This is a genomic window from Exilibacterium tricleocarpae (assembly GCF_007004655.1).
GTDB lineage: Bacteria > Pseudomonadota > Gammaproteobacteria > Pseudomonadales > Cellvibrionaceae > Exilibacterium > Exilibacterium tricleocarpae.
In genome coordinates, this window is record NZ_ML660090.1 from 1 (window position 1) to 21,133 (window position 21,133).

Consider the following 21,133-nt stretch of genomic DNA (forward strand, 5'->3'; position numbering starts at 1 on the left):
TTCGGTATTTTTACATTTCCCCTCTGTATTGGCAGGAGATGTTCAATAATTTTGAATTGTGCTTTCGTGATTTCCATAGGCGCACATTCTATCAAAATTAGTGTGAACAGGCCCTAGCATCTCATTTTATTGTTTATTACCTCATCTATACTATCGGCTATAGTGTCTAACGCTTTATGCAAACAGGAATTATCAATAATTAAAGGAGGTAAAATTTTTAAAACATTTGATGTAGGCCCACATGGCTCAACAATAACTCCTTTTAAAAAGGCATTCCGACAGATTTCGTTTACAACTTTTCCATCCATAAAATCAATACCTTGCATCATACCTAAACCTTTATGTTGAAAACCATGCTTTTCATATTTATCAGTTATTTCTTTGAGACGATTCTTTATTAATAAGCTTTTATGCACCACGGCTTCAGAAAACTCAGAATTTTTCCAATAATATTTGAATGTTTCTGTAGCCGTAACAAATGCCAAATTATTTCCTCGAAATGTGCCATTATGTTGACCTGGCTTCCAATTATCGTAACATGGCTTTATTAAAGCCACGGCAAAGGGTAAACCATATCCACTTAGCGATTTAGCCAGTGTCACTATATCTGGATATATCCTAGCTTTTTCAAAACTAAAAAAATCTCCTGTCCTACCACAACCGGTTTGTATTTCATCAACAATCAATAGCATTCCGTGTCTTTTGCACAATTCCTGTAGTTCTTGCAACCACTTTATGCTAGCTTTGTTTAACCCGCCCTCACCTTGTAGCACCTCTACGATAACACCAGCTGGCTTATCAATTTCACTATTTGAAGTGGTTAGTTTTTCACTAATATAATTAATACTATCAAAACTATTGTCATGCTCTCCATCATATGGTAAACGAAAAACATTATTCAATGGCACACCCGCTGCAGCCCTATAAAATCTACCTCCTGTAACTGCCAAAGAGCCAAGTGTTACGCCATGAAACGCGTTAGTAAAAGCGATTATGTTCTGGCGGCCTGTTACATTTCTACATATTTTTAATGCCGCTTCTACAGAATTTGTTCCAGTAGGCCCTGTGAATTGTACAATGTAACTTAGATTTCTTGGCTTTAATATTTTTTCATGAAATACAGATAAAAACTCCTTCTTAGCTAACGTCATCATATCTAACCCATGAGTGACACCATTTGACTCTATATAGCTAATTAGTTTCTTCTTCAGAATTGGATTATTATGCCCATAATTTAAAGACCCAGCACCTGCTAAAAAATCAATATATCTTCTATTTTGAACATCGAAAATATAGACACCTTCAGAACTATTAAATACTGCCGGATAAAGACGAGAGTAAAACGCCACATTAGATTCAATACCATCAAATAAACTCATAGCCATTTACCAGACTTAAGGAACTGAAAAAATTTTCATAAATTTATGCCTATTTCTTCTATATCAATTTGAATTAGCGTTTCATTTTTCTTTAAATATTCGTAATTGGATTTCAAATAAACTTTCTTTTCAAATAATTCTCCTCTATATATTTTTGAAATTGACTGAAATAGTTTTTCAGATACCGCATTGTTTTTATCAATAGTTGCTTGAATTGCGCCAGCCTTGTTAACGTCAATCAAATAACTGATCAAGGTTTTTGCGAAACCATAGTTCTGATAATTTGGCAAGACTCCTACCTGCCATATAAATAAAACTTTATTATTTTTTTCATGTGAAAAGCCAAGGCAAAAACCAACTATTTTCTTGTCTAATATGGCTACGGAACTTGTTTTTTTGAAGTACGAGCAGAATATCAAATAATGGTAAAAAGAGTTAATTTCAAGTGACGATAATTTTTTAACAATGCAAAAAATACTATTTGAATCAATAGGTCTCACATTTCTATATAATACTCCACTTACAGCGAGTTCCACCACTCAACAACCTCCTTTCCTGCATATTCAGATCGAATATATCTCTGAGGCTCCCTAGGAGACTTTATATTCGTATAAGAAACGCCATTTTTTTCGAATATGTTGCGAATTTTTTTTCTAGTAAGTTGCTCTTTATCCTGACTGAGAGCATCGATAGACCTCAGAGTAAAATCAGGCTGTAAAAAAAATATGGTATTATTTACTCCATAAGTATGCCTTGGGTTATTCGCTTCATAACATACACCAAGAGCAGTAATGAACATAGGTTCATCGGAATATATAAACGACCAATTTTCGTCGCTATTGACATTGCTTAGATTATCTATTGAATTTCTGTCATCTTCAGAAATTATACGAATAAAATTCGCTAACGTTACGGATAAGCAGCTGACTGTATAGCTATAACGAGGCGGTAGTACTACAATAAAACCGTCGAGCCTAGCTGCTTTGCCGACGACCAAAAACACTTTAAGCCAGCAAGATATATTTTTTACATTATCAGAAAAACTATGTTTTTCATCCCAGTTCGGAGCACCCCAGTATTTTCCTGATAGAGCGTAGGGGCATGGAGTCAAACTGACTATTGCATTAAACTTATTTAAAGAATCGCAGTTGCTTGGATCAAAACTATTAGTAGAAAAATTTTTGCTTGAAGATAACGAGTCAGAAATTAAATCTAGTACAAACTCAACTCTCACTTTGAACTTAAAAAACAATGAAGACAAGTAGATTGACAAATCATATATTCCTTCCTCAATAAAGAACTTGTCAGGGTAGTTACTTTTTATTTCATAACTATATAAACTTTTCAAAAAAAATAGGCAACTTTCTTTAAAACTGATATCACTTTTTCTTTTATGAATAAAGGTTAGATTGGCAGGAGATACGCGATAGTAGTTTGAAATCACCCAAAAAAATAGCAATATGCTCGACAATTTTTTATAAGTTTCTGATTTGGAGCTATAGTCAAGCAGACCGTTGTCAGTATTTTCGATAGCTTTTCTAAGAAGCCTTAAAGATACAATGGCGGAATATTTGTATTTAGATTGGATATAATTCTTTTCGATACTTTCAAATACAGAAGCCCATAGATTATTCTCTTTCATACAAACCTCTATTCGCCAACATATAATGCATTCAAGATCTAAACTTCCAGCAATGGATATGACCCACTTTCATCATGAGTTTCTGAGCCGATACAGGGCGGATTGAATATACATAACAGCTCCAAATTTGTCTTAGCTTCCAAAATATGTTTATCATTTTCGTCTAAGGCATACAATGTTCCGGGAGAGATTAAATGGGATCGATTGTTATCCAAGTCCATTAACCGACCTTGTCCTGATATACAATAGACAGCCTCTAAGTGATTCTTATATTGCATAATGTTTCTTGATCCAGCTTTGGTTTTCGTCAAGTGTAATGAAAAGCCCATATTATCTTTTGCAAGTAGAATTCTGTAGCTTGTAAACCATTCATTACTGACAACGCTATCGCTTTCTAAGCCTTTAACAGTTCGGATAATCATAACTTTTAACCTTAAAAAACCAATACTATTTAATAGCATCAACAACGAAAAGTTCAGCATAATCTGTAACTTTAACCCGGTGCCTAATTCCGGTAGAAACTTTAAAGACATCACCCGGATTTAATGTATATTTCTCATTTTCTGTTTCCACTTCCATCCTTCCTTTGTGCAAAATAAACAACTCGTCACTATCAGAATGAGAATGCCAATTAGTAGTAATATTTTTCATTAGCCTAAATCTAACAGTATTATTATTGACAACAGAAATATCTGTAGATTTCCACTCCTTGAATTCCTGTCTAATTAACTCACTAGTGCTTCTAAAACTACTTTCTGTCATTATGCTATGCCTCACAATTTATTAAATGACGTAATCGAATAACTTATTATATATTGGTGTTACCTCTTGTATAGCGTTTTTAACTTTTTCAATGCTTAAATATTTGGCATAGTTTGAATTAAAATTCGTAAAACCCGAGCTATTTATAGCATTTAAATGCCAATCTTCTCTCTCTACCCATTCTTTTTTACTACCTAGATTCCAAGTTAGTGATTCCAAGCGTTTATCAATACTAATTCTACTAGCAAGCTTCTCTACCGTAGAAACAGGGTTCTTTTTCAATAATTCTCCATCAATAATAACAGGAATATTTTTTTTAATTTTTTGAGCTTCTTGAAATACATTATAAATACTGTGATAGCCTACTTCGAATAATGTAAATTTGGGATTCATACTATATAGAGATGGCACGGTATATACTGGATTTCTGATCAAAAATATGTTGACCGATCGCTCAATCAATATTTTTGATGTCTTTTGATCAATATGATAAGCCATATCCTTGACAAAGGTATCGTTATTTAAACTCTCATATAAAATATTTCCGAGAATTTCATCATTTTTTTGCATAAAATACTTGTTAGTATAATTGTCTCTTTTATATTTGTAATTTTTTAAAAATGGCTCACTAATAACAAAGAAGTCTCCACGATTATCAAACATTTTTTCAAATGCTGTTGATAACGATCTAGGAACACACCACAAGAATATTAGCTTCTTCATTGATCAATTTTTAAACCAAATCTATTCATTTCATTAAATTTCCTTCTATCTAACTTCCCATTAGTCAATAAAGGTATTTTTTTTACTTCTATAATCTTATTAGGCACACTTTGTGATGGTAAGTTTTTTTCACAATACGACATCAATTCTTTTGATAAGTGATTGTCATCGATTTCAGTCATAAAGTACAACACGAGATGCTTATTATCCCTATTTTTCCCACTTTCCACCGTTGCTATTGTTCTATTAACTCCAGGAAAAACTGAAGTTATTGCCTCTACTTCTTCAAGCTCTATTCGAGTTCCATTGATTTTAACTTGATTATCAATCCTGCCAATATACTCAATTTCATCACTTTCCAATTGTTTTACTATGTCCCCACTTTTATAGAATCTTATTGAAAGATCATTCTCAATTCTTACTTTTACAAATCGCTTTTTGTCAATATTTCCAAAGCCCCCATTAATATAGCCAGGTGAAACACATATACCTCCTATCCATAATTCACCCGGCTGACCTGTTTTAACTGAGTTTCCTTCATTATCTACAATTAATAGAAATACATTATAAATTGGCTTTCCTATGGGGGGCTTCCTATTATATTTTTTATCGTATTTCCAAACAGTTACGCCAATTGATGTTTCAGTAGGTCCATAACCATTATAAATATTAGAATTTGGTAATACTTCATTGCAGTTTTTTGCTAAATCTATATTCCATGACTCTCCTCCGCATACAATAGTTTTAATAGACTTGCAGCTTTCACAATCCTTTTCTGCTAAAAACTCTCTTAGCATTTCTGGCACGAAATGAACAAAGGTGATTTTATGTAGCTTAACTAAATTAACGATGTAAGCTGTCGATGCATGTTTTCCTGGTTCAGCTATAATTAGTTTACCCCCACTAATTAGTGGTAAGAATATTTCCCATATAGACACATCAAAATTCAAGGGCGATTTAAACAGCAGAGCGTCTCCAGTTACAAAGTTATAATACTCTTTCATCCATTCTATACGATTAACTACCCCTAAGTGCGTGATCATGGCTCCTTTGGGATTTCCAGTAGAACCGGACGTATACATTACGTAACAAATATCTGTCATATTAATTCCTTGGTTGTGAGACAACACGAAATATGAAGACAGATCTTTGATATCTACGGAGATATCTTTTTGAGTGAAGGATTTGTAATTATTGTTATCGGTAATAATCAGTATAGGCTTAGCATCAGCAGCTATTTTAGTATTTCTTTCGTCGGGAATATCTCTTGATAGAGGTAAATAAATACATCCTAGTTTTTGAATGGCGATTATTGTAGCTACTAGTTCGATACTTCTGTGTAAATTTACACCAATTATATCTCTTTGCCCTCCAATTATTTTTTTAATTGAAAATGCAATTTCGCAGAACCTGTCGTTAAGTTCACCATAAGTAACTTTATTGTCTTTAAATATTATAGCTATATTATATTTATATTTTTTAATCGACTCATCTACCAGATCAACAAGAGATTTTTCCGAGAGAATCGTTTCTCTACCACATATTAGTTGTTTCGAATTAAAGTGTAGGATTTCATTTCCGTCCATGATACCAACCAACTAATACACATAAACTTAGTCGAGTGTAAATCATGCTACTTTATGTTAGCTAGTCATATAGGGATAATATATAGCACAAAAAGGAGAATAGGCTGGATCGGGTAGACGACGGTATTACCACCACCGCCGCCCACATATTCGGACGTGCGCGATTAACGTACTCGGCTCCTCAATTCATCACATTGGCAAGGGCATGATAGCTGCCGTCTCTGGCTCGCCGCAAAATACTCTCGAGATTTTCTTCTAGCGCTTGCCCATAGTCGCTGGCTGTCTGGCCATCGACACCTACCACGCCATCCTTGCGCATTTGATAAAAGGCTAATTGCAGCAACGCCTTCGTCAGATACTAATTGAGAGTGGCAAAGCCCCTCTGTGGATATCTCATCTACCCAGCATCGCTAACCTCAGCAGTGGGGTGGACATGGCTTCCGAACTCTTTGTTTCGTACATGTTGCCCTCCTGAGGGTGTGATGAGGTGACCTTCCTTTCCCTCTACAGGCTCTTGGCGGATTGAGATGGTCCAGCTTCATCGGTACTATGTAAAGCTCCGATTTCTGCCTCGACTTCTCGCGGCCGTCCTTTTGATCGTCCCGCCCCAATATCTGGGTTCATGCTGTCTTTCTTCGCACAGCTCAGCATCCAACTGTGTGTCTGGGCTCATAGAGAGGTATTTAGGTGCTCTATCTCCGTGGCCTACTGACTCGCTGTCTACGCTTAACCTTCAGCGTCACTGCTGAAGGTTCAAGACTCGTTTCCGAGTGGTGGCCAACCTTGCCCGGGTGGGACTTTCACCCACAGGAAACTACCGCACAGTTTCCGTTAATTCACCTCCTTGTTGATTAACTTCCTCTGCGTCTAAGCTTTGCTCGACGCACAATGGCAATTCATTCAGCGTATTTGCACCAGTTTATCGATCCCCAACCCAATCGAACCAACCTCAGTTAATCGTGTTGAAGAGAGGTCTGGCTCTGGCTGAAGCCTTTAGAAACTCTCGACAGCAGGGATGCAGGGAAGCCGCCAGGGACAGGTTTAGGACGTGTTTCTGAAGGCTTCAGCCAGAGCCAGACCGGTCAACCAGCACATATTCTCTTGAAGTAGTGCCATTAGAGCCTGCCCCTGATGTTTAACACCGTATAGTAACCGATTTGGCGCCCTTGGGTTTCGAAAGTAGGCAGCGGAGCGGGCAAGTGTCATTTGTTGGTGGACTATACAGTCAACGCGCTTGATTCGAAATGGCGCGTGACTAAAGGGACAGCTGTTGACAAGATGGCAGTGAAGAAGAGTACCTCGGTGAATGAGGGCGATAATTTTGTCGCGCATCGATAGGGCCTTACGGCGCGAGCTTTCACTCGTGCCGATATCCTGTGGCCGGGTCGATTTCTATACTCTTGGTCTGTAGTCCCGGGGGTGACCGTCAAACGTTATTGTGGGGCGGTCGGTATGGATAACGCCGGCCTGTCGGTGCGCGGTATTTGTTTTTGCCATTGATTTTGTACGTTGCATCGGACTGTATTGCCTGTTAAAACTGCCCTTCACACCGCTGCGAGAATCGCGCTGCCGGCGGTAATTCCGTAATTGGGCGGCGCCGGACAACAGCCGCGCACCCACTGCGTACAAGGTATGATCTTAAATTATGAAAGAAGCGCTGTCCGGTATAGTCGTTTTTATTGTTTTGGCGGTAATGCTGCTACAGGCCGATGATGAGCTGAGGCCGGAGGCCCGACAACTGCTCGATATGGCTTCGACCTCAGAGCCGAGCGATGCATATCTCTACCTCATGGGTATTTTTGCCGCAGCCGATGAGGAGCCTATGGCGGTGGGCGCCCGAATTTATGCATCTGTCAGGCAGGGAGAGCAAGCGTTCCTGAACCGGGAAGCTGAGTTCAGTTATGAGGACTATCCCGCCGACAAAAAACTGCCGATGCCGGACGGCGATCTACTCTGCGGCGCTTGGGAAGCCGGCTGCCTTGGGCGCCTCTTTAGCGCAAAAGACCAGTACGCAGAAATGCTACAGACCCATGCCACTGTCTTGGCGCGCTATAAAACCTTTCTGGCGCTGGAGGACTATCGAACGCTGAGTTCACCGGCTGTTGTATCGGCGCCCCTGCCGTCCTACCGATACATAACCGTGGCGAATCGTATCGCCATTATGCAGGCCATTAGTACAGCGGAGCGATCGGGCATCGATCGAGCGGTAGGCGATTTGCTGAGTAATACTACCGGGTTGCGCAGCCATCTCCGGCAAGCCGATACGCTGGTAGGAAAGTCGGTCTTTCTGCTGGCCGTGTCTGAAAATATAGACGTGCTGTTTGTTTTGATGCGCCGCTACGGCTATCAGCTCGACGCCGAACTGCCGCTTCTATCGACAGCGGAGCGCAGTTTTGAACTGCCGATGGCCATCGAGCTGGCGGCGATCTACGGCGTTTATACGAATATGGATGGGCATCCTGAGTTCTGGAACGCGGGGGACAATTTTCCCGGCTGGGCGACGAGAATTTTCTTCAAACCCAATATGAGTATAAATGCCCTCTATCCCGTCTATGCGAGGATAGCGAAATACTCACTGCTGCCGCCGGTGGCGTTTGCCAGTGCTGTAACTGAAGACGGGCCGGTGGACATCGAGCAATCCAGATTGCGAAACTGGGTTGGGACTGTATTGAACCAACTGGCTAATTCCGACTACGAAAAACACGTCGCAAAAGTTTTTGACGTGAATACAAAGATTTTTTTATTTAACGAATTGCGGAGCTTGGACTCGCTGCCGGCTAATTTGGCATTTATCGTAAACCCATACTATGATAGCCCGAACACTGCCTTTTACTCCGAGAATGGCCGGGGCGTATGTCTGACCGGGCCACTTCGCGATACCAGAAATCTGCGTTGTCTGAGAGTCAAAATATAGTTTCAACGTGTCGGTGCGATCCGGCTCGAAAGCTTCGGCAACACCCCTCGATTTCCAAAACCCAAAAGGCGTCAAATCAGTTACTATACAGACTGTTAATAAGGCAGCTTTTTAGCCGACATTTTGTATCCAAGCATAGCGACGGAGAGAAAACGGAGAGAAATATGAATCGAGTGCTCGCCCACACAGGTGTTCAATACCCCATCGTCCAGGCCCCCATGGGGTGGATTGCCCGCGCCCGGTTAGCGGCGGCGGTTTCCAATGCCGGCGGTCTCGGCATCATCGAAACCTCCTCCGGTGAGACGGAGAACTGCAAAGCTGAAATCGAAAAGATGCCCGCGCTTACCGACAAACCTTTTGGTGTCAACCTGCCGATTATGTTCCTCAAAGACGATGCCATGCTGAAGTTTATCTGCGCATCGGGCGTGAAATTCGTTACCACCTCCGCCGGTAGTCCGAAGAAATTTATCGGCCCGCTGAAAGATGCCGGCATCACTGTGTACCACGCCGTACCCACGGTAGAGGCTGCATTGAAATGCGCCGAGGCCGGTGTCGACGGACTGGTGGTCGAAGGCGCCGAAGGCGGCGGTTTCAAAAATCCGGAGGAGGTCTCTACGCTGGTGTTGCTGCAGGCTATCGGCGCCGAGGTGGATATACCGCTGATCGCCGCCGGCGGTATCTGTGACGGGCGCGGCATGGCCGCAGCCTTTGCCCTGGGCGCCGAGGCCATACAGATGGGTACCCGCTTCGTCAGCGCCGCCGAGAGTCCGGTGCACAATAACTACAAACAGGCTATTCTCGACGCCTCGACCGCGGGAACCTATGTGCTCAACAAGCAGTCGACACCTTGTATTCGCGCCCTCAAAACCAAGCGCACAGCAATCATTCACGAGGAGGGCGTGATGCCGGTCGATACGTTTGCCAAAATTCTCGATCTCTATTTCGGCGGTGATATGGAAGCCAGCGTGGGACTGGCAGGGCAGTCGGCGGGCCTGATTGACAGTGTCAAACCGGCGGCACAGATCATCGAGGAGACGGTGGCGCAGTTTTTTGAAATTACCGGTCGCCTGGGGCAGTTGGCGGCGGCACGCGGGTTCTGACCCGTCTCTGCAAATTCCAAACTTATTCACGCCTGCATAAGCATTTACCACTGCGCGTCAAAATAACGTTAATAAGACGTTCAGTGGTATCGCCCGGCTTGTTGTTTGCCAATACCGGGGGCAGCTCTGCCCTAACACTCAGGCTCCCAGCAGACCGACTACGCCATCTAAAACCTCACCACAATCCCCTTCGACTTTAAACTCCACCAGATCATCCGCCCGCGTCACGCCCCGATTAAGCACAGCAATAGGAAAACCCGACTGCGCGGCCAGCTTGCAAAACCGGTAACCGGAGAAAACCATCAGCGAGGAACCCACCACCAGTAATGCACCGGCGCTTTGCAAGGCAGCGGTGGTTGCCGCCACCCGCTGGCGCGGCACATTATCGCCAAAAAAAACCACGTCCGGCTTGACCACACCGCCGCAGCTTACACAGTCAGGCACAGTGACAGCGGATAAATCCAAATCGTCCACATCGGCATCGCCGTCGGGACCGGCAGCGGCCGCAAAGTCGACCAGTTCAGCGTTGTGGTGTTCCAGGAACCGTTGAATATCGGCGCGGCAACGCTGCGTGCCACACGCCAGGCACACCGCCGAATCGATGCGCCCGTGCAGGTCCAGCACCCGCTGACTGCCGGCGCGCTGGTGCAGGCCGTCGACGTTTTGCGTCACCAACAGTTCAATCCGTCCGCGCGCCTCCAGTTCCGCCAGGGCCCGGTGAGCGCGATTCGGCTGCGCCCGCTGCATATACCGCCACCCCACCAGGCTGCGCGCCCAATAGCGCTGGCGCACGGCGTGATCGGCGAGAAAGTCCCGGTGTTGAATCGGTGCATTGCGCTGCCAGTTGCCCCGGTGATCGCGATAAGTGGGAATACCGGAGGCGCGACTGATGCCGGCGCCGGTCAGCACCAACAGCCGCGGGTGGCGCTGCATAAATTCCAGCAAGCGGTCTGCCATCGAATACATCGCTTTTATCGCATCACCCCTGCAGGGCCTGCAACGCGACCAATGCCTCCTCGGCCTTGTCAGTCGGCACAAAGACATGGTCGTGGTAGAAAGCCGCCACCACATTGGCGCTGATACCGTGTTCGGCCAGCACCCCGGCCACCGTGGCGGTAAGGCCGACCGTGTTGAGGCTGGAGTGCACAGTAAGCGTAAGCTGGCGAAAACACGCGTCGTACTCGATACCCGCCCGATCGGCGCGATGGCGCGGCACGATCAGTGTCATGCCCTCGGGCTCCTGAAAGACGCCGAGCGGTGTCAATTCGGCGTGGTCGCCATATTTCATGTCCGTAAACGTGCAGAAAACAAATTCACCATCACCCAGGTTCGGCTGCAGAGACCGCAGTATCTGCTCCAGTTCCACTATTCCACTCATAATACTTACCTCAGCATCGATATTTCGACCGGGAAACCGTCAATCAGTCCAGCCGGCGCCACGCGTACAGGTGCTCATCCAACTGTGACTTCAGTTCGGCCATTGCCAACTTAACCTGCGCTGCACTGCCTTTAATACCGACCTCGTTGCTGGGCAGATCACCCTGCATACTGGGCAGGCAGAATACTTTTACCTGAGGGTGCCGGGTTGTCACCGCCTGCAGTAACGGGGTGAGCACACCCTCATACTGACCTTCGACCATCAGGGCCTGCTCCAGATACTGTCGATCGTTCAGTTCGGGGTAGAGATGGTCCAGTACCCACTCGATCATCGGCCAGGCCATCTCCGGAAAACCCGGCACAAAATGATGGTGACCGACGCTGAAGCCGGGCACGTTGTTGACAGGGTTCGGGATCAGGGCGGCGCCCTTGGGAAACTCGACCATACGCCGGTGGTGATCTTGCAGGGCCACGCCGCGCTTGCGCGCCAGGGCGGTAACCAGCTCCAGGCCCTCGGGATGCACCGCTAAGTCGATATCCAGCGCCGCGGCGGCCGCCGCACGGGTCAGATCATCCGGCGTTGCACCTATGCCGCCGGTGCTGAATACCAGGTCCGGTGTAGCAAACGTGGCGTGCAACGCCTGCGTCAGTAAAGGCCCGTCATCGCCGAGTATCCGCACCCAGTCCAGCACCAGGCCGCGACTGCGCAGAATCTCAACCACCTTGGTGAAATGCCGGTCCTGCCGGCGACCGCTGAGAATCTCATCGCCGACGATAATCAAGCCAATGTGCATGGCAAATACCTCTACAACCCGGCCCTAAAGCCGCTTAACCCATTGCCTTGATCCCGCTGATTTGAGATCCCTTATACCCCGATCCGGTCAAAACCACGGTTACAACAACAGTTACAACAACAGCCCGGTGACGAAGAAGGCCAACAGTGCAATGGCCGCTGAGGCCAGCGCATAGGGTAACTGGGTGCGGACATGGTCGATATGGTCCGTCGCCGCGGCCATGGATGCAACTACCGTGGTGTCGCTGATCGGCGAGGCGTGATCACCAAAAATCCCCCCCGACAACACCGCCGCCAGAAACGGCGCCGGCGGCAGACCCAAAGCACCCGCCATGGGTACGGCTATGGGTATCATAACGGCAAAGGTGCCCCAACTGGAGCCGACCGAAAACGCCATGATACCGGCCAGCAAAAAAACCACCGGCAACAACAGCGCCGGCGGCAAACTATCGCCAATTGCCGAAGCCACGTAAATGCCGGTGCCGAGCTTGTCGGTCAGGTCGCCCAGGGCCAGGGCAAAAATCAGGATAATCGCCACCGGCAGCAGGCCGCCGGCGCCCTTTAAGCTTACCTTGGTGAGCTCATCCATGGTGAATGCTTTTTGTGCCAACAGCAGTATCCAGGCAATCGCCAGCGCAAACAGGGCTGCCCAGAGAATGCTGGTGGAACCCGACCCGGCCACGAGATCGCCATCGCCGGTAATATAGAGTCCCGCCGCCATCATCAATACCATGGCAAACACCGGCACCACCATATTGCGCGCTTTTGCCGGCGGGCCCTCAGCGGTGGCGCCGAGTAAATCCTGATCGACCATGGGGGTTGACTCAGGCCATAACGGCAGCCCTTCGCGTGTGCGTTTCTCAGCCGCCGCCATGGGGCCCACGTTGAGTCCGAAGCCGATGGTCGCAGCGGCCAGCAACACCGCCGCAATCGCGTAAAAGTTATAGGGAATAGAGGCGATGAATATCTCCAGCGCGTTGCCCTGGCCGAGATCACTGAGCAGGCTCAGATTAAAAGCCCCCCAGGCATTCAGGGGAATCAGTATGCAGATCGGTGCCGAGGTGGAGTCGATCAGGTAGGCGAGCTTTTCCCGCGCAACCCGAAAACGATCGAACAGAGGACGAGCCACTGCACCGGAGACCAGCAACGTCATATTGGACTCGATAAAAATACCCACCCCGATCAGCCAGGCCAGCCACTGCGCACTCCTGGCACCGGCCACCAGGCGCTTGTGCTCCAGCCAGTCGACAAAACCCTTGACGCCGTTACTGCGCTCCATCAGGGCAATCAGGGCACCGATCACCAGGGTGAACATCGCAATGCGCGCGTCGCCGGGGTTCGACAGAACCGCCACCAATCCCTCGATAGCTTCACGCAGGCCGAGCAGCGGGTCGCCTGCCAGCAACAAGGTGTAGCCGAGCCATACCCCCGCTGCCAGCGACAGGTATATCTGCCGGGTCGTAACGGCCAGCGCGATTGCCAGCAGAGGGGGTAATAGCGAGGTAATTCCCGGTTCCATTAAAGGCTCCCTTTTTCTCGTCTTTTAACATATCGAACTATCGATATCCAGACTGCAGCGCGGGTGCCGGTCACTGTCCGTATCGACCCGGGCAATTTCTACCGGGCCGCCGCTGTGCCAACGCCGCAGGTGTCAAGCGGATGCCCGCGGCTTTTTTTTCATGCCTTTCACATCGATTTCACACCGGCACCGTTACTGTCCAGTGAAACAGACCAAAAGAGGGAACCAGCCATGCAACACTTTATTATCGCGGTGGTATTGATACTGATACCGGTTTTACCAACCTTTGCCGCCGGCGCCGCAGAAAACCGCCTGCTGATGGTAGTCAGCAGTCACGGGCGGGAACAGGGGCAGGAACAACCCGGCTTCGAGTTCGAGGAGTTCGCCCAGGCCTATCTGATCTTCAAAGCCCACGGACTGGTGGTGGATGTCGCCAGCCCCGACGGCGGAAAAGTCGAGGCAGATAAATTCGACACCACATCGGCACTCGCACAACGCGTATTAAACGACGCCGAGGCCATGGCAAAACTCTCGGCCACTTTGTCTACCGATGCGATCGACCCGGACAAGTATAAAGCGATATTTATCGTCGGCGGCAAGGGCGCCATGTTCGATCTGCCGGGCGACACCGCGCTGCAGCGAGCCATTGCCGCTATCTATGAGAACCGGGGAACGGTAGCTGCCGTCTGCCACGGCCCGGCAGCGCTTACCGATGTAAAACTCAGCGACGGTACCTATCTGGTGGCGGGCAAGGCTGTCAACGGCTTTACCAACACCGAGGAAAAACTGTTCGGCCGCAAGTGGATCGACGACTATGATTTTCTGCTGGAAGACCGACTGAAAGCGCGCGGCGGCCTCTTCGAGGGCACGGATATGATGTTGAATCACGTCGCCCGGGCCGATCGTTTGATCACCGGCCAGAACCCGACCTCCACCGCCGCCACCGCCGAAGCCTTATTGATCTCCCTGGGCATAACACCGCAGCCCCGCGAGGCTTCCAAACAAGAGCAGCAGTTTGCGCGGATCGAACAGGTACTGCGCGGCGACCGGCAGACCATCGAGGCGATACGCGCCAACCCCGCTCAACAATCGTCCCTGATGGGGATGTACGGCTACTATTACCTGTTGGCGGCGGAATCGGAGCAACAGGTCAAACAGGCGATATTGTTGATGGAACTGGTTTCCACTACCATCGATAATCCGCAGGTGGACCTGCAAATCGCCAAAGGCTACCAGCGCCTGGGGCAACCCGATAAAGCCAGGCAGCAGGTATCGAACCTCCTGCAACGCCACCCCGATCTGGGACCGGCAAAAAGCCTGCTCGCCGAATTGGACGAGTAAAGAGCTGGAACAGTAAAGGGCGTCACGAATGGCACTGCCTTAAGCGTACTTGCAGGCAGTTTATCGATCCTCGCTCCAATCGCATCGATCTCGATTAGGCGCGGCAACACCAAGGCGCCAAGACAGCAAACAGACGCAGGGTGCCGGCGCCCACAGCGCCGCCGCGCCGGCAGGCTGAAAGCACGACATGCAAAAGCAGACATTGACCGTCCTGGTGATTGAGGACCAGGATTCAATCGCCCGGAATATTGCCCAATTCCTCGAACCCAAAGGGTATATTCTGGATTTCGCCGGCCAGGGTGCGCAGGGCCTGCAACTGGCGCTGGCAAATTATTACGACCTGATCCTGCTGGACCTGACACTGCCGGGCATGGACGGCATTGACGTCTGCCGCAGCATCCGCGCCCGCGCCGACCGCCATATACCCATTCTTATGCTGACGGCCAGGGACGGGTTGCAGGACAAAGTCACGGGCTTCGAGGTGGGTGCGGACGACTACCTCACCAAGCCGTTCGCGCTGGAGGAACTCCACGTTCGCTGTATCGCGTTATCGCGGCGCCACTCGCTGCAGGAGAAACACCAACTGGTCATCGGCGAACTGCTGATCGACAGGAAAACCCACCGGGTCGAGCGTCGCAACCGGCCCATATCCTTAAATAACATCAGCTATCAATTACTGCTGGCATTGGCTGAGGCTTACCCCAGGGTGGTTACCCGCTCGGAACTCAGCCAGCGTATCTGGGGCGACGAGCCTACGGAGTCCGATGCCCTGCGCTCCCATATCTACCAGTTGCGAAAAGCACTGAACCAAGGCTTCGATAAAACGCTGATCAAAACCATTCACGGCGTCGGCTTCGTATTGCAGAGCCATACCCCGGAAACCCCGATACCATGACCGCCACCCACCGGCTTCGCAATCGCATTGTGCTGATGTTCTGCCTGTTTGCCGCGTTTATCTCCGGGATTTTCAGCCTGTTCAGCTTTATGTTCATCTATAACATTGAAGACCTGTCCCTGATAAAAACACTGGAAGGTGAAGCCGCCTATATTGCCGGTCACTTGCACCGGCACCAAACCCTGCCGTCTCCCCGTTACCCTTATATCGCAATCTACAAATCACCGGACCGGTTTCCGGCAGACTTGGGAAGGGCATACGCCGCAAATCCACAGCGCCGGGAATTTTTCGGCGACAACGGCCGGCACTACCACCTGCACATCGCCAAGGATGCCGAGGTCTACCTGGTCGCCGAGGTGAGCGGTCAGTTGGTGGTCAGACCGATACGCGGCCAGCTTATCGCCATACTCGCCGCCGTGGCGTTGTCAATGTTCGCAATCGCCCTGCTGATCGGCTACCGCATGGCCGGCAAAGCCACGGCGCCACTATCCGAACTGGTGGCATTAATCAAAAGCTCGGCGCCACAGGAGCTGCCGCGTGACTTTGCCAGGCAGTTTCCCGACAACGAAGTCGGCGCCCTGGCCCGCTCACTGGAGGGGGCCATGCTGCAGATAGACGAGTATATCCGGCGCGAGCAGCATTTTACCCGCGACACCAGCCATGAACTGCGCACCCCCATCGCCGTTATCAAAGGTGCAGCCGAACTCCTGTCGACCCGGCAACACCCGCCAGAGACGCAGGCCCTGGTGCAGCGTATCGCCGCTGCGGCACAGCAGATGGCCGCCATCGTAGAGGTCCTCCTGGCCCTGGCAACCGGCGCCCAACATCAATCGGCACTAGACGAAATCAGACTGCTGCCGCTGATTGAGCGGGCGGTAGTGGACCATGCGCATCTTATCGGGGAGAAAAATGTGACCGTGCAGGTTGAAGTGCCGGCCGATGCCAGCGTCCACGGCAGCCAGTCGGTTATCGCGATTTTACTCAACAACCTGATCAGCAACGCATTCCAATATACCGCCCGCGGCCGGGTAACAATAACATTCGATCAAAACCAACTGCACATTGCCGATACCGGCGCCGGTATCGATGTGCGGCTCATACCCGATATGTTTTCCACCCTTGTCAAAGGCGAGGGCAGCCGCGGATTCGGCATCGGCCTGTCCGTCGTCAAGCGCCTGTGCGAGCGACACGGCATCGCGCTGCACGTGGACAGCGACCCGTCGGGGACACAGGTGACATTGAACTTCGCCGCACCTTCCTGCTCTAAGAATCCTTAACCGACACCACCCACTCTGCGATGTTACTCAGTCTAGCTATCGATGTAGCAACCCAACTATACTGCCATTCAATTACCGGGATATTGTGTCTGAAACCATCCACGCCCCTCCTTGGTTGACCGAACGTCCGTTCAATTCCCTGGAGATATTCGATCCGGAGCTGGCGGACAACGCCTTCCATCCAAAACGCTATGCGTGGTTGACCGGTGAGAAAATTGAGCAGCTGCTGGCACCCGACACTACCGCCGGGCAGGATGCTAAAAAAGGCTTCGCAAAAGACTGGATAGAAAAATGTTTTTGGTGTGGCTTCTGCCTGCTCTATCTAACCGGCGCCTGGTTGACCCTGACCGCCCCCGGCCCCTATCCGCTGCCGCACCGGCAGGCTGAACCGATTCGTATAACCTTGGCACCTGCTGCAGCCACCTCACCTGCCTCCGTAAAGGCGCCGCAGCCGGTGATCGAAGCGCCGGCCCCGCCAAAGCAACGGCCAACAACCCCGCAGCATCCGCACACGCCGATGCGCCCCAAACCCACAACGCCGGCTCTGGTACAACCGAAACCAGCACCATCCGCGAGTGCTCCGGCCCGTTACCAATCACTGCCGCGCACGCCGCCGGTGCTCAACCCCGAGTCCAGCGCCCCGGCAGCGCCGCTGCGCCGGGGCACCACCGTGTTCAATCCGCACCTGCGGCAACAATTGGAAAGCGCTGAAGTGGCCGATCTCAATACCCGCCGGCTGCAAACGAAAGCCGAAACCTTCACACCATCGCCGACCACTGAGATTTACAGCGACGGCAAACACTGCCTGCGCATCGTCAAGGACCCGGTTATTGGTGAGATGTGGATCAGCGGCGATGCAGGGGTCTGCCAAACCGAGGATAGAGTACAACGCTTTGGCCGTCAGGCGGCACCCGGCGACTAAGACCGGGGCGGCGATCAACCGGCCCCGGTGCGCACCGGCATTCGCCTGCCCACGGCAACCGTGCCGACGATCAGTAGCGCAAACACGATAGTGACCGCATCCACCGGCTCCCCGATTAACCATGCCGAAGCGAGCAGCGTCACGAAGGGTTGCAACAGTTGAGTTTGACTTACGCGCGCAACGCCGCCCAGTGCCAGCCCTTTGTTCCACAAAAAAAAGCCGGCCAGTTGACTGACCAGGGCCAGGTACAAAAAACTCAACCAGACACCGGCGGGTAGTTCCAGCCCCCCTTTCGGCAGCGCCAGAGCGGCCGGCACCAGAATAAACGGCAGGGAGATAACCAGGGCCCAGCAGATGACCTGCCAGCCCCCTAGCTGTTTCGACAACTGCCCGCCCAGCGCATAACCCACGGCAGCACTGGCCACCGCCGCCAGCAATGCCAGGTCGCCCCAGTGCAGGCCGACGCCGCCACCGGCCAGGGAAAAACTGATGACCAACAGGCTGCCGACCATACCCACCAGCCAAAAACCCGGTGAAGGGCGCTCATCGGAAATCATGACACTCACCAGTGCCGTAGCCAACGGCAAAAGCCCGAGTACCACGCCGCCATGGGAGGCCGGCACCGATTGCATGGCCCAGGCGGAACACAGGGGGAAACCCACCACAACACCCAGCGCGACGACGATAAGCCGGCGCAACTGAGCGCGATTCGGCACCGGCGCGCCGGACAGCACCAGCAACAACGCGGCAACCGCCGCGGCCACCACGGCCCGGCCAAGCCCGATAAACACCGGATCGAGATAGGGGATCACAAAGCGCGTCGCCGGTAACGTCAAGCCAAAAGCCACCACCGCCAGACCGCCCAACAGCATGCCCTTGCCAGCGTCACTGAGCGCCATCATTTGTCCGCACACTGCGTTGCCTCGGGTTCCGGCGGCGGGACCGGCCCCACTGTTTTTCGACCCAGCCCCATAGCATCGAGGGACACCAGCACCAGTGCCATCCAGATAAAGCCGAAGGTAACGCTCTTATCCATCGTCAACGGCTCGCCGTATATAAACACTGCAATCAGAAACATCAGGCTCGGTCCGATATATTGCAGAAAACCCAGCGTCGTCAGTTGAATACGTTTGGCCCCGGCGGCAAACAAAATCAGCGGCGCCATGGTGAAGGGGCCGGCCAGCACCAGCAGGGTATTCACATCCCAACTGTTGTGGAGCAGATTGGCGGTCGGCGAGTCCACCCAGATCAGGTAGCCCAGCGCCAGCGGCAACATCAGCGTGGTTTCCAAAAACAATCCGGTCTGCGCATTGACCGGCACCTGCTTGCGAATCAGCCCGTAGAGCCCGAAGGTAACCGCCAGAAACAGCGCCACCCAGGGCACGGCGCCAAACTTTATCACCGCGACCGACACACCCATCACCGCCAGACCGGCGGCCACCTGTTGCAGGCGGCGCATCTTTTCATTGAGAATCAGATAACCCAATATCATATTCATAATCGGGTTGATGTAATAACCGAGGCTCGCGTCCAGTATCCGGTCCTCGGCAACGGCCCAGACAAACACCAGCCAGTTGGCTCCCACCAACACAGCGGTCAAGGCCAGGTAGGCGAGCAGTCGGATATCGCGCAGCACCGCGACCAGGCCGGGTAACTGCCGGGTCGCCACCAGCAGCAGCCCGCCGAATACAAATGACCAAAAGGCCCGGTGCGCAACCACTTCAAGACTGGAAATATCGCCCAGCCATTTAAAATAGATCGGCAATACCCCCCACATTAAAAACGCGCCGGCAGCCAACAACCCGCCTTGCTGGTGGGGCTTAAGCTGTGTTTTGCCTGGAGCTTCGCTGTCTTTCATTGCCGATTTCTGTCCACCTGCGCGCGCAGCATATCTCACCGCCACCGAAATTACCGGCGTGTTACGGACCTGTCTTCATTTTCGTCGCGGATAGACTAAGATAAACTGGACGCTGTTTTATCGCCGGCGAGCTGCGGCGGAAGCATTGAATTGCGCGGATAAGCGACTTGCGTTACGCGGCTCCACTATTCGTTCGTCGCCAACAGACCGCCTGTCAGGCCACTTTATCGCTCGCCGCGCCAGCCCGGTAATGATAAAACAACCTCTAATGAAAATTTCATCAGCACTGAAGAGAAAGTCCTGTCCGCCGCCCGACCCGGTATCTTATCACTGCTGTCTCCACAATCACGCTATTTGTTTTTTTTATTTAAAGCCAGGCCTCGCTGTGGCGTGGTTGCAGGGTGAACTGTTTCACCGCAGCACTTAGCCGGCCTCCAGCCACTCCAGCAGCGGGTGCCACTGTTCCAGGTCGGCGGCGACGCGTTTCGCCGGCAGGTCAAAGAGGGTGGTGCCGCTGTCCATGGCCCGGATATAATTCTGCGTATCGCGGATATTGGCGATAAGCGGCATATTGACCGACTCCAAAAACGCCGCCAGCACCTTGAAATAGCGGGTTCGAAACCGCACCCGGTTGCCCACCAGACCGATCCGTACTTCCAACTCGCCGATCCGCTCGTGACTGTTGAGCGCCATTAAAAACCGCACCGAGGCCTTGATATCCGCCGGCGACGGCAATATCGGCACCAGCAGCCGGCAGGCGTGCTGCATAGGGCCGACCAGCTCGCTCAGCTCACAGGCCGCCGGCATATCGTGCACTTCGAGATCGTAGCCGTTTACCGGCTTCTCGCCCTCGTAGGCGGCAATCGGGGTAATGGCCGCCGTGGCCGGCGGCCGGCACTTGACCCAGTCCAGGGCCGAACTCTGGCGATCGTGGTCCACCAGCGCCACCGAGGCGCCACGACAGGCATAGTAACCCGCCAGTTGGGTTGCCAGTGTCGTCTTCCCACAACCCCCCTTGGGATTGGCAATAAACAGTTGTCGCATG

20 protein-coding genes are annotated in these 21,133 nt (G+C 50.7%); 6 read left to right on the forward strand and 14 right to left on the reverse strand.

Going from position 1 to position 21,133, the window contains the following annotated elements; all coding sequences use genetic code 11:
- Positions 1-113: 113 nt before the first annotated feature.
- Genes ectB through FKG94_RS06530 form a run of 7 tightly spaced genes read right to left on the reverse strand, consistent with a single transcriptional unit; the run spans position 114 to position 6,092 of the window.
- Positions 114-1,379, reverse strand: a complete 1,266-nt coding sequence (ectB, locus tag FKG94_RS06500) for a diaminobutyrate--2-oxoglutarate transaminase (RefSeq protein WP_142903406.1) — start codon at positions 1,377-1,379, stop codon at positions 114-116.
- A gap of 35 nt (positions 1,380-1,414) precedes the next feature.
- Positions 1,415-1,918 carry a GNAT family N-acetyltransferase gene (locus tag FKG94_RS06505; protein ID WP_142903407.1) on the reverse strand — a complete coding sequence of 168 codons (504 nt, stop codon included), beginning with the start codon at positions 1,916-1,918 and terminating at the stop codon, positions 1,415-1,417.
- Entirely contained in the window at positions 1,900-3,021 is a 1,122-nt protein-coding gene (locus FKG94_RS06510; RefSeq protein WP_142903408.1) for a YqcI/YcgG family protein, read from the reverse strand. Before FKG94_RS06510 ends, FKG94_RS06505 begins: the two co-directional genes overlap by 19 nt.
- A gap of 38 nt (positions 3,022-3,059) precedes the next feature.
- Complete coding sequence (locus FKG94_RS06515) at positions 3,060-3,443, reverse strand: ectoine synthase (RefSeq protein ID WP_142903409.1); 384 nt, start codon at positions 3,441-3,443, stop codon at positions 3,060-3,062.
- Positions 3,444-3,468: 25 nt separating this feature from the next.
- The gene (locus FKG94_RS06520) at positions 3,469-3,783 is read right to left on the reverse strand and encodes a cupin domain-containing protein (protein WP_142903410.1); all 315 of its coding nucleotides are present in this window, start codon (positions 3,781-3,783) and stop codon (positions 3,469-3,471) included.
- Between the two features lie 21 nt (positions 3,784-3,804).
- A complete protein-coding gene (locus tag FKG94_RS06525) occupies positions 3,805-4,506 on the reverse strand; it encodes a sulfotransferase-like domain-containing protein (RefSeq protein ID WP_281284219.1) in 702 nt (233 codons plus the stop codon).
- Positions 4,503-6,092 carry an amino acid adenylation domain-containing protein gene (locus FKG94_RS06530; RefSeq protein ID WP_142903412.1) on the reverse strand — a complete coding sequence of 530 codons (1,590 nt, stop codon included), beginning with the start codon at positions 6,090-6,092 and terminating at the stop codon, positions 4,503-4,505. Before FKG94_RS06530 ends, FKG94_RS06525 begins: the two co-directional genes overlap by 4 nt.
- 1,645 nt (positions 6,093-7,737) lie before the next feature.
- Between FKG94_RS06530 and FKG94_RS06535 the strand changes: the two genes are divergently transcribed.
- A complete protein-coding gene (locus FKG94_RS06535) occupies positions 7,738-9,006 on the forward strand; it encodes a hypothetical protein (RefSeq protein WP_142903413.1) in 1,269 nt (422 codons plus the stop codon).
- Positions 9,007-9,170: 164 nt separating this feature from the next.
- On the forward strand, positions 9,171-10,106 hold the full coding sequence (locus FKG94_RS06540) for an NAD(P)H-dependent flavin oxidoreductase (RefSeq protein ID WP_142903414.1): 936 nt from the start codon (positions 9,171-9,173) through the stop codon (positions 10,104-10,106).
- Between the two features lie 138 nt (positions 10,107-10,244).
- Here the strand turns inward: FKG94_RS06540 and FKG94_RS06545 are convergent, their stop codons facing one another.
- The 4 genes from FKG94_RS06545 to FKG94_RS06560 all read right to left on the reverse strand — a co-directional run bounded on the left by FKG94_RS06545 (position 10,245) and on the right by FKG94_RS06560 (position 13,795).
- The gene (locus tag FKG94_RS06545) at positions 10,245-11,063 is read right to left on the reverse strand and encodes an NAD-dependent protein deacetylase (protein ID WP_142903415.1); all 819 of its coding nucleotides are present in this window, start codon (positions 11,061-11,063) and stop codon (positions 10,245-10,247) included.
- A gap of 22 nt (positions 11,064-11,085) precedes the next feature.
- Positions 11,086-11,484: an ACT domain-containing protein gene (locus FKG94_RS06550; RefSeq protein ID WP_142903416.1), complete on the reverse strand. Its 399-nt coding sequence runs from the start codon at positions 11,482-11,484 to the stop codon at positions 11,086-11,088.
- A 43-nt stretch (positions 11,485-11,527) separates the two neighbouring features.
- Positions 11,528-12,277: a competence/damage-inducible protein A gene (locus FKG94_RS06555; RefSeq protein WP_142903417.1), complete on the reverse strand. Its 750-nt coding sequence runs from the start codon at positions 12,275-12,277 to the stop codon at positions 11,528-11,530.
- A gap of 111 nt (positions 12,278-12,388) precedes the next feature.
- Positions 12,389-13,795 carry a Na+/H+ antiporter NhaC family protein gene (locus tag FKG94_RS06560; RefSeq protein ID WP_142903418.1) on the reverse strand — a complete coding sequence of 469 codons (1,407 nt, stop codon included), beginning with the start codon at positions 13,793-13,795 and terminating at the stop codon, positions 12,389-12,391.
- Between the two features lie 231 nt (positions 13,796-14,026).
- On the opposite strand from FKG94_RS06560, the gene FKG94_RS06565 reads away from it, so the two are divergent.
- The 4 genes from FKG94_RS06565 to FKG94_RS06580 all read left to right on the forward strand — a co-directional run bounded on the left by FKG94_RS06565 (position 14,027) and on the right by FKG94_RS06580 (position 18,230).
- Positions 14,027-15,136, forward strand: coding sequence for a DJ-1/PfpI family protein (locus tag FKG94_RS06565; protein ID WP_142903419.1), 1,110 nt, complete (start codon positions 14,027-14,029; stop codon positions 15,134-15,136).
- Between the two features lie 187 nt (positions 15,137-15,323).
- Positions 15,324-16,031, forward strand: a complete 708-nt coding sequence (locus FKG94_RS06570) for a response regulator transcription factor (RefSeq protein ID WP_142903420.1) — start codon at positions 15,324-15,326, stop codon at positions 16,029-16,031.
- Entirely contained in the window at positions 16,028-17,308 is a 1,281-nt protein-coding gene (locus tag FKG94_RS06575) for a sensor histidine kinase (protein WP_142903421.1), read from the forward strand. The genes FKG94_RS06570 and FKG94_RS06575 overlap by 4 nt, the downstream gene beginning before the upstream one ends.
- Before the next feature lie 85 nt (positions 17,309-17,393).
- Positions 17,394-18,230, forward strand: coding sequence for a hypothetical protein (locus tag FKG94_RS06580; protein WP_142903422.1), 837 nt, complete (start codon positions 17,394-17,396; stop codon positions 18,228-18,230).
- Positions 18,231-18,244: 14 nt separating this feature from the next.
- Here the strand turns inward: FKG94_RS06580 and FKG94_RS06585 are convergent, their stop codons facing one another.
- From FKG94_RS06585 to FKG94_RS06595, 3 genes are all read right to left on the reverse strand, one after another.
- Positions 18,245-19,132, reverse strand: a complete 888-nt coding sequence (locus FKG94_RS06585) for a DMT family transporter (RefSeq protein WP_142903423.1) — start codon at positions 19,130-19,132, stop codon at positions 18,245-18,247.
- Positions 19,129-20,088, reverse strand: coding sequence for an EamA family transporter RarD (gene rarD / locus FKG94_RS06590; protein ID WP_142903424.1), 960 nt, complete (start codon positions 20,086-20,088; stop codon positions 19,129-19,131). The genes FKG94_RS06585 and rarD overlap by 4 nt, the downstream gene beginning before the upstream one ends.
- A 423-nt stretch (positions 20,089-20,511) precedes the next feature.
- Positions 20,512-21,132, reverse strand: coding sequence for a ParA family protein (locus FKG94_RS06595; RefSeq protein ID WP_142903425.1), 621 nt, complete (start codon positions 21,130-21,132; stop codon positions 20,512-20,514).
- Position 21,133: the final 1 nt, after the last annotated feature.